The 9,348-nt window shown below is 66.4% G+C and carries 9 protein-coding genes and 1 pseudogene; all 10 read left to right on the plus strand.

Annotated elements, in window-relative coordinates; translation table 11 throughout:
* Positions 1–101: 101 nt before the first annotated feature.
* Complete coding sequence (locus tag OK17_RS19880) at positions 102–1,373, plus strand: MlaD family protein (RefSeq protein WP_461418491.1); 1,272 nt, start codon at positions 102–104, stop codon at positions 1,371–1,373.
* Between the two features lie 55 nt (positions 1,374–1,428).
* A complete protein-coding gene (locus OK17_RS19885; RefSeq protein ID WP_461418492.1) occupies positions 1,429–2,178 on the plus strand; it encodes a hypothetical protein in 750 nt (249 codons plus the stop codon).
* A gap of 99 nt (positions 2,179–2,277) precedes the next feature.
* The gene (locus OK17_RS19890; RefSeq protein ID WP_461418493.1) at positions 2,278–3,426 is read left to right on the plus strand and encodes a phosphotransferase; all 1,149 of its coding nucleotides are present in this window, start codon (positions 2,278–2,280) and stop codon (positions 3,424–3,426) included.
* 252 nt (positions 3,427–3,678) lie between these two features.
* On the plus strand, positions 3,679–4,665 hold the full coding sequence (locus OK17_RS19895) for an oxygenase MpaB family protein (protein WP_232715273.1): 987 nt from the start codon (positions 3,679–3,681) through the stop codon (positions 4,663–4,665).
* A gap of 76 nt (positions 4,666–4,741) precedes the next feature.
* Entirely contained in the window at positions 4,742–5,050 is a 309-nt protein-coding gene (locus OK17_RS19900) for an ArsR/SmtB family transcription factor (protein WP_232715274.1), read from the plus strand.
* A gap of 1 nt (position 5,051) precedes the next feature.
* On the plus strand, positions 5,052–5,447 hold the full coding sequence (locus tag OK17_RS19905) for a VOC family protein (protein WP_461418494.1): 396 nt from the start codon (positions 5,052–5,054) through the stop codon (positions 5,445–5,447).
* Positions 5,448–5,575: 128 nt separating this feature from the next.
* Entirely contained in the window at positions 5,576–6,082 is a 507-nt protein-coding gene (locus OK17_RS19910; RefSeq protein WP_461418495.1) for a M15 family metallopeptidase, read from the plus strand.
* A 92-nt stretch (positions 6,083–6,174) separates the two neighbouring features.
* Positions 6,175–6,552, plus strand: a complete 378-nt coding sequence (locus OK17_RS19915; protein ID WP_232715277.1) for a YciI family protein — start codon at positions 6,175–6,177, stop codon at positions 6,550–6,552.
* 24 nt (positions 6,553–6,576) lie between these two features.
* Positions 6,577–7,839, plus strand: a pseudogene (locus OK17_RS19920) (RNA polymerase sigma factor).
* Between the two features lie 183 nt (positions 7,840–8,022).
* Positions 8,023–9,348 (plus strand): AMP-binding protein (locus OK17_RS19925; RefSeq protein ID WP_461418496.1); only part of this gene is annotated, 1,326 nt, incomplete at its 3' end.

A 9,348-nucleotide genomic window follows, 5' to 3' on the forward strand; every position in this document is an offset into this window, starting at 1 on the left:
CCCGGGATGCGCGTGCCGGACGCGACGGACGTGATCAACGTGATCGGCAGCATCTCCTACCTGCTCGACAAGCTGTACAAGCAGTCGACAGGAGGTCGGTGATGGGAATCCGCAGGGTCGCCGAGCCGGTCGCGGCCGGACTTGTCGGAGCCGTCCGGTGGGGTCGCGCCCGACGCCTGATCCTGTCCGGCGTTGCGCTGGCACTCACTCTGGTCCTCGGTGTCGCCTACCTGCTCTTCGGTGCGCTCCGCATTAACCCCGGCGCGTCGCAGATGACCATCCGGGTCAACCTGCTCAATTCCGGTGGGCTGTTGGCGGGTCAGGACGTCACGATGCGCGGTGTGTCCATCGGCCGCGTTTCCGCTGTCGACCTCAGCGAGTCCGGTGTCGTCGCGGTGGTGCGCGTGTCCACCGACACCAAGATCCCCGCCGATACTGCCGTTCGGGTGTCGGGACTCTCCCCGGCCGGCGAGCAGTACCTGGACTTCCGTCCGGCGAACGGCGACGGCCCCTATCTGACCGACAACGCCGTCATCGATGCCAAACGCACCACGACGCCCACTCCCATCGCCGAGGTCCTCGAAGGCCTGCAAGGGACGCTCGACCAGATCAACCCCGAAGAGTTGGAGGTCGTGGTCAAGGAACTCGGCGTCTCGCCTCAGGGAGTGGAAAAGCTCGACAACATCGTCAACGGCGGGATCTTCATGCTGTCGACCCTGCACACCGCACTGCCGAACACCACGTCGTTGCTCAAGTCCAGCAAGGTGATGCTCGGGACGCTGGGGGAGACCGCACCGAAGATCCGGACGATGTCCGCCGACCTCCGCAATGTGTTCACCGGCGTGGAGAAGATGGACGGCGGGTTCCGGCGCCTCGTCGACCAGGGGCCGGCGACCATGGCCGCGGTGGACACGATGTTCGCCGACAACTCGCCCACGATGGTCCAGCTGCTCGGCAATCTGGTCACGATCTCGAAGCTGTCGTACCTGAGAGTGCCCGCGCTGGAGGCGATCTGGCCCGACCATCGCGGTTCGGTGCTCGAGGCCATCGGTTCGACGTTCCGTGACGGCGGCACCTGGGGCATCGTCGACGTCTACGAACGCTACGTCTGCGACTACGACCTGCCACGGAAGCCGCCGGCGATCCCGGATTATCCGATGCCGTACCTGTACACCTACTGCAACGATCCCGACCCGGCGATCCTCGTCCGCGGTGCGCGCAACGCTCCGCATCCGGCGGGGGAGGAATACCTCTCCGGCCCGCCGCCGAACGTCGACCCGCGGGCGACTGCCGATCCGCCTCCGCGCGGCCCGCTGACCATTCCCACGCCCTATGGAGGACCGAAGGTTCCGCTGCCACCGCCACCGCAGTGACCCGCGGCGTGTCCACACGTCCGGCGGAACCTCCACCCTCGAGAAAGGAATCACCATGAAGACCGGTATGGCAGTCGAGACCGACACCGACGCAACTGATGCCATCGTGACCGACCAGGACGACACGACGTCGACCACCGTCGACGACAGGTCGACCGAGACGGAGTCCGAGACGAAGGCCGGGAAGGAGTCACCGAAGTCGACGACAACATCGACGGGCAAGAAGTCGGCGAAGGGCGCCGACGCCACCACAGACGACGACAGCGCCGAGACCGAGCCCTCCACCGGAGATGGCGGACGTCCGGTGGGACGCAGGCCCGCCCGATTCGGTTGGGGCGCCGCAGGCGTCGGGTTGCTCGCGGTCATCACGATCGCAGCCTCCGCGCTGGCGATCGTCTTCGGCCTCCAGCTCAAGAACCGCATCGACGTCGAGAACGCCGGTCAGGAGGCCCTGCGGACCGCGGAGAACTATGCCGTCGCACTCACCAGCATCGACACCCGCAACCTCGACCGGGACTTCGCGCGCGTACTCGAAGGTGCGACCGGCGAGTTCAAGGACATGTACTCGAGCTCGAGCTCTCAGCTCCGGCAGCTGCTCGTCGACAATCAGGCCACCGGCAAGGGCACCGTGATCGACGCGGGGATCAAGTCCCAGTCCGAGAACAAGGTCGAGGTGATGCTGTTCGTCGATCAGACGGTGACGAACACGGCAAGCCCGGATCCTCGCCTGGATCGCAGCCGCATCCTGATGACGATGGAGAAGGTCGACGGACGCTGGCTCGCATCGAAGGTCGAACTGCCCTGATCGTTCCCGCGAATCCGATCCCCGCACATAGGTGACGAAGTAAACTATGTCGCATCTGGCGTCCGATGTTGGCGCCTGCACACGGCGGGAGACCACACCATGCAGCAGACCTTGAAGGCCCTGGCCGAGACGTCGTTCGCGATCTCTCCCTGGGCCCCGGCCCCCAAACCCTCGAGTGTCGGCGAGGTGGAAACTGCCTTCTTGACCAAGGTCCTCGCCGCCACCACGCCGGGGGCGGTGGCCGAGAGCGTGACCCGGCTCGACGGCACATCGGGAACCACCGACCGCAACCGCCTCGGTATCCAGTGGAACCGCGTCGGCCTCGACGCCGGGCTGCCCACCAGTGTCTTCATCAAGTCGACGCCCCTGAATGCGAAGAACCGGACCATGGTGGCGGCGCTCGACATGGCGGTCAACGAGGTGAAGTTCTACGAGCAGATCCGACCGCAGCTCGACGACTCGATCGCCCCGAAGTCGTACTTCGCGCATGCCGGCCACGGAGCCCGGCATCTGCTCGTCCTCGAGGACCTCGAAGCCGCCGGTGCCACTTTCCCGTTCAGCATCGAAGAGATCACCCTTCCGGGGGTCGAGGCGATCATGCGAACGCTGGCAAAGGTGCACGCACAATTCTGGAACAGCCCTCGGCTCGCGTCAGATCTGCCGTGGATCGCCCCTGAATCGGCGCGCCCGGGATTCCCGTTGCTGCTGTGGCAGTTCCGCAAGGTGCGCAAGACGATCCTGAACGACGAGAGCGTCGAGATCCCGCCGGCCGCGCGGCGGATGGCGGAGTTCGCGAACCAGAACGACAAAGCGCTGCATGCGAAATGGGAGCAGGGGCCGCAGACCATGCTGCACGGCGACTCCCACATCGGTAACACCTACCTCAAGCCCGACGGCACTGCCGGCCTCCTGGACTGGCAGGTCATCCACCGCGGCCCGGGTCTGCGCGAGGTCAGCTACATGATGACCCACTCGACCCCAGCCGACATCCGCCGCGGGAACGAGGAGAAGCTCCTCCGCGCCTACCTCGACACCCTCCAGGACGAAGGTGTCGACGACGCACCCACTTTCGATCAGGCGTGGGAAGCGCTCCGCTTCTTCGCCTTCGACGCCTGGGACTCCATCGCCATCTGTAAGGTGTGGCCGGGACTGCAGCCGCCCGACCGTGTCGAACTCGCCTTCGCGGCCGCGAACTCCATGGTCGAGGACCTCGAGGTCGACAAGGCCATCAAGGCGGCCCTCGCCTGAGTACCGGCACCGGATCCGACCGAGCGCGCCGTCCCACAGTGGGACGGCGCGCTCGTCGTTAGGAGACCTGCTGCTCACGAGTCCGCCGGTTGACGACCGGAATGCGAGCACTTCGCACGGGAACAATGATCAGCGTCCTCGTGGTCGGTGAATCACCGTGCCGTACAACCATTTTGGAGACAACAATGGTTGCTGTGAGCGCGCCGGAAAGCGAATAGAATACGACTGACTTGTCGCGTTATTCTCGGTTCCATGGTGATCCAAGACACAGCACGACCCGCTGTTGAGTCGACCCCGTCGGCCGCGCCCGTGCCGCACAAGCGCACGGTGTTCGACTGGGCGGTGGACAAGTCCTTCCAAGGGATCCGCGACGAGTTCTTCCGCAACGTCCAGTTCACCGAACCCAAGGGCGATCCCGGGTGGTTCGGTCCCGGCAGTGCGGTCTGGTACATCCACGAGCATCTCCCGACGGTGCAGATCGCGATGGGTGCCGCCGCGATGATGGAGACCCTTCACCCCGACATGGCGTGGATGGCGTACGAGCACACGCGCGCCATCGAACGGATCAACGGCGTCCCGACCGGACAGTTCGACGAGAAGGCGATGTCGTCCCGCTCCGGCCACACCCTCTCGTTCTTCTTCGGCGTCGCGATGGCGTCGACCCCGGTGGCCGAACGGGTGTCGAAGACAGTTCGCGGGATGCACAACCGCATCGAGGGTGTCCGTCCCGACGGTCACCCCTACAAGGCCAGCGACCCTGATCTGCTGACGTGGAACTACTGCACCCAGGCGTGGGCGCTCGCGGCGTCGCACCAGGCGTTCCATCCTGACCCGCTGAGCGATGACCGTCTCGAGGAGTTCTTCCACGACTACGCGCGGATGGGTCGGGAGCTCGGGGGAGCGAACGTGCCGACCACCAAGGACGGCGTCGACAAGTACCTCGCCGATTCGCTGCCGTTCCTGGCCGTGACGATGCCGACCGTCGAGCTCCTCAACCCGACCGCACCGTGGCGCTACCCGGCGTGGCAGCGCCCGCTGATGACCCTCGTCGACTGGGCGATCCAGGACCTGCACCCGGAGTGGGCGCAGAAGCTCATGAACACCAAGCAGTATCCGAGGCCGGTTGCCGCCGCCCGTCGACGTGCAGTGAAGGCGCTACTGGGTTCGTTCCGCGACGGCAAGATGAAAGAGGTCTACGAGTCCTACGAACGCGTGGGCGTGCCATACCCCCGGAACTGACCGATCTGTTCTCGGCGCGGGCCCGCAGACATCATGTCTGCGGGCCCGCCCCGCGTATCCGCGCAGCGGCGTTGACATGCAAGCAAATACTTGCCTATCGTCAGGTGTGGCCGACGTGTTCCATGCTCTCGACGATCCGACGCGGCGTGCGATTCTCGACGAACTCGCCGACCGCGACGGTCAGACGCTGTTCGAGATCTGCGGACGGCTCACCACGAAGCGGGGCTTGAGCCTGACCCGCCAGGCCATCTCGCAGCATCTCGGGGTACTCGAGGCCGCCGGACTGGTCCACACCGAGAAACGCGGGCGCGCCAAGTTCCATTACTTCGATCCGGCGCCGCTGGCAGAGATCACCAAACGGTGGCCGCTGACACGAAAGGCATGACATGCGAATCACCCTGACCTCGATCTTCGTCGACGACCAGCGCAAGGCGCTGAGTTTCTACACCGACGTACTCGGCTTCACCAAACACCACGACATCCCCATGGGAGAGAACACCTGGTGGCTCACCGTCAAGTCGCCGGAGGCGCCGGACAGCGCCGAACTCTTGCTGGAGCCGGCCGGGCATCCGGCGGTGAAGCCCTACCGGGACGCGCTCGTCGAAGACGGTATCCCGTTGGCGCAGTTCACCGTCGACGATGTCGAGGCGGAGTACCGACGCCTCCGGGAACACGGTGTCGTCTTCACCCAGGAACCGACCGACGTCGGTACCGCGGTCGTGGCAGTCTTCGACGACACCTGCGGAAACCTGATCCAGCTCGCCGCGATCAAGGAAGACTGAAGAACACCCGGTCCGCGTGGGCGTCATTGCTGTAGATGATGACGTGTGCACCCGAGGCTGCCATTGCTTCGACGATCGCAGACCGGCGCACGGCCCGCTCGAAGGCCCTCGTGCGGTTTACTGGTCCGATGAGCAACCTCGCGTCTCGGTTCACGTGTGCCGCACTCGCCGCGGGCGCCGTTGCGGCTGCCATGGTCGGAGTCGGGTCGGCGGCGGCAACGCCCGCGGTCCTGGCCCCCGGGACGGAAGGCCTGGTTCCCAGTCTCGCCGCGTCGTACACGCTCGCCTCGAATGAGGCTCGGGCGCAGGGGGTTTCGATCTGGGTCACCTCGGGGAAGCGGTCCGATGCCGAGCAACGACAGCTCTGGCGGAACGCGATCGCCACCTACGGCAGCCCTGAGGCCGCCCGACGCTGGGTCCTGCCCGCCGAGGAGTCTCCGCACGTTCGGGGTAAGGCGGTCGACGTCGGCCCGTGGGACGGTGCGGCGTGGCTCGAACGCAACGGTCACCGGTGGGGGCTGTGCCGGACCTTCGTCAACGAGTGGTGGCATTTCGAGTTGGCGACCACGCCGGGAACTCCGTGTCCGCCGATGTGGCCCGATGCCGCAGTCCGGGCGGATCGGCGCGGGAATTGACCCATCGGTCGTAGGCTGTCGATCGACGGGTCGCACGCTCGTCATCTCCTCACACGGACCGAGAGCCGGTCCTCGTGATCTGGAGGTCGACCATGCACTACTCACTCTTGCTGCACTACCCCGAGCACGACGCCTCGACGCTCGGCGACGAAGCCATCCAGGCCGGTCAGGCCGCATTCTCGGCCTACACCCGTGCGCTGCAGGATGCCGGCGTCCTCGTGAGTGCCGAAGTGCTGCGGCACTCGACCGCCTCCACGACGATCCGGAAGGTCGACGGCGAGCTCGTCGTTCAAGACGGACCCTTCGCAGACACGAAGGAGCAGCTCGGCGGAACGATCATCATCGATGTCGCCGACCTGGACGCGGCCATCGAGTGGGCTCGTCAGGCGCCTCCGATCGAGTGGGGCGTCATCGAGATCCGTCCCGGTGCGACGTACACCGTGAACGGGGTCTGGACCCCCAACGAATGACCCCCAACGAGTGACACCGAGCGGATGACCGGGGAACGCACGACCCGGGACGGGGCGCATGCCGCCGCCGATCATGCCGCACGCGAATCGTATTCGCGGCTGGTCGGATTTCTCGCTGCGGCATCCGGCGACCTCGCGCTCGCCGAGGACGCATTGGCGACCGCCTTCGAACGCGCGCTGAGCACGTGGCCGGTGAACGGCATACCCGAGAACCCCGCCGCGTGGCTGCTCTCCGTTGCCCGTAACCACCAGCGTGACGTCTGGAAGTCCGCGGTACATCGGAAGTCGACCGAACTCGACGACCGGGCCGACGCAGTGGGGGAGGTGAGCGTGACACCCTTCGACGAACTCGACCCCGATGCCATCGGCGACAAGCGTCTCGAGCTGCTGTTCACCTGTGCGCACCCGGCGATCGACCCCGCCATCAGGACACCGCTGATGTTGCAGGCGGTGCTCGGGTTCGAGGCAGCCGATGTCGCCGCGGCGTTCGCGGTGGCGCCCGCGACGATGGCACAGCGCCTCGTACGCGCGAAGCGACGTATCCGGGACGCCCGCATCCCGTTCGTCGTTCCCGACCGCGCCGCGATGCCGGCACGCCTGTCGGCGGTCCTCGAGGCGGTCTACGGGTGCTTCGCCATCGCCTGGAACGAGACGAACGGTTCTGGCACCGGCGCCGTCGACTCGATGGCCGGGGAGGCGCTGTATCTGGCGGTGACGCTCGCCGATCTCCTCGACGACGAACCCGAGGCATGGGGCCTGGCCGCTCTCATCGCCCTCTCGTTGTAACGGGCGCCCGCCCGTATCGGACCGTTCGTCCCTCTGGAGGAACAGGACACCGACCGGTGGAACAGAGACCTGATCCGCGAGGGCGAGGCGATGCTGCATCGTGCCGCCTCCCTCGACGCACCGATGGGACGGTTCCAGCTCGAGGCCGCGATGCAGTCGGTGCACACCGATCGCGCACGCACCGGTGTCGTCGCCTGGGACGCCCTCCGGTCACTGTCGACCGCGCTCGTCGCCGTCACCCCGACCCTGGGTGCACGGGTGGCTCACGCGGCGATCGTGGGGCGCGCGGGGTCACCGGCCGAAGGTCTGGCCTTGCTCGACCAACTCGAGTCGGAGCACGATCTCGACGACTTCCAGCCGTTCCATGCCACTCGGGCGGATCTGCTGTTCCGCAACGGCGCGACGGCCGCCGCACGGCAGCACTTCCAGCGTGCGGCAATGCTGACACGTGACCCTCATGTCCGCGAGTGGCTACACCACCGAGCGGGTGGCGAGTACTGATCCCTATTCGGGTGGCGACGTTCGGGTCGCGACGGACGAGACCCGGTGCCATAGGAGTGGGCTAACTCTTCCATAGGAGCAAATCATCGGCTGCACAGCGCTTTCCGCACGGTTCACGGCCTAGGGTGATGACTCGGTACGACAAGTCGGACAACGGGTGTCCGCCGCCATTGGGAGGCCGAAATGACCGCAATCGCCGAGGCCGTCACCGATCTGACCTCCGAGCCCCACCGCTCACGCCGCAACCACTGGAACAACCAGGTCCGCCGGCACGCGCAGATGACCCCCGACGAGCCCGCGCTCACCTTCCTCGGCGAGACCCGCACGTGGAAGCAGATCGAGGAGCGGTCCCGTGCCTTCGCCGCAGCGTTGAGCCGACGCGGCGTGGGATTCGGCGACCGGGTCATGATGGCGCTGCTCAATCGGACCGAGTACGCCGAGGCGATCCTGGGAGCGACCCTCATCGGCGCGATCGCAGTACCGGTGAACATCCGTAACAGTCCCGGCGAGATGGCCTACCTCATGACCGACAGCGGCGCGGAGGTCGTCGTCACCGAGACTGCGCTGACCGGCATCGTCGACGCCGCACGCGAGCTCAGCGGGGTCGCGGACACCGTGATCGTCGTCGGCGAGAGCGACACACGCGACCATCTCCGGTTCGAGGACCTCATCGCCGAGGACCCGTCCGACCTTCCGTTCGTCGACGTCCCCGAAGACGCCGTCGCGATCATCATGTACACCTCGGGCACCACCGGCCGGCCCAAGGGCGCGATGCTGACCCATCAGAACTTCCAGTCGCAGGCCGTCACGTCGATCTCCACGACGAATCCGCAGGTCGGGGACGTCGCGTCGATCGTCCCACCGATGTTTCACATCGCCGGTCTCGCCACCTTCGCGATGGTCTTCTACCGCGGCATCCGCGCGGTGATCCACCCGCTCGGATCCTTCGATCCCGACGTCATGCTCGACACCCTCGAGTGGGAGGGATCGACGTCGGTGTTCATGGTGCCCGCACAGTGGCAGGCCGTGTGCGCCGCGCAGCAGGCCCGCCCCCGTGCCCTCCGACTGCGGCACCTCAGCTGGGGCGGGGCGCCCGCGTCGGACACCGTGCTCAACGCCATCAACGAGACATTCCCCGGCGTACTCAACATGACGTCGTTCGGGCAGACCGAGATGTCACCGGTGACCTGCATCCTCGAGGGCAGGGACGCGCTGCGCAAGATCGGGTCGATCGGCAAGGTGGTGCCGGCCGTGACCGCACGGATCGTCGATCCGCTCATGAACGACGTCGAGCCCGGTGAGGTGGGGGAGATCGTCTATCGCGGCCCGACCCTGATGAAGGGGTACTGGAACAAGCCCGACGAAACCGCCGATGCCTTCCGCGGCGGCTGGTTCCACTCCGGCGATCTGGTCCGTCAGGACGAGGAGGGGTTCCTCTTCGTGGTCGACCGCGCCAAGGACATGGTCATCTCCGGCGGGGAGAACATCTACTGCGCCGAGGTCGAGAAC

Source organism: Gordonia sp. GN26 (genome assembly GCF_054823965.1).

Excerpts from the sequence above, each read along its gene's own strand:
- OK17_RS19880 (WP_461418491.1), top strand. The coding sequence starts at position 102 with ATGGGAATCCGCAGGGTCGCCGAGCCGGTCGCGGCCGGACTTGTCGGA.
- OK17_RS19885 (WP_461418492.1), top strand. The coding sequence starts at position 1,429 with ATGAAGACCGGTATGGCAGTCGAGACCGACACCGACGCAACTGATGCC.
- OK17_RS19890 (WP_461418493.1), top strand. The coding sequence starts at position 2,278 with ATGCAGCAGACCTTGAAGGCCCTGGCCGAGACGTCGTTCGCGATCTCT.
- OK17_RS19895 (WP_232715273.1), top strand. The coding sequence starts at position 3,679 with ATGGTGATCCAAGACACAGCACGACCCGCTGTTGAGTCGACCCCGTCG.
- OK17_RS19900 (WP_232715274.1), top strand. The coding sequence starts at position 4,742 with ATGCAAGCAAATACTTGCCTATCGTCAGGTGTGGCCGACGTGTTCCAT.
- OK17_RS19905 (WP_461418494.1), top strand. The coding sequence starts at position 5,052 with ATGCGAATCACCCTGACCTCGATCTTCGTCGACGACCAGCGCAAGGCG.
- OK17_RS19910 (WP_461418495.1), top strand. The coding sequence starts at position 5,576 with ATGAGCAACCTCGCGTCTCGGTTCACGTGTGCCGCACTCGCCGCGGGC.
- OK17_RS19915 (WP_232715277.1), top strand. The coding sequence starts at position 6,175 with ATGCACTACTCACTCTTGCTGCACTACCCCGAGCACGACGCCTCGACG.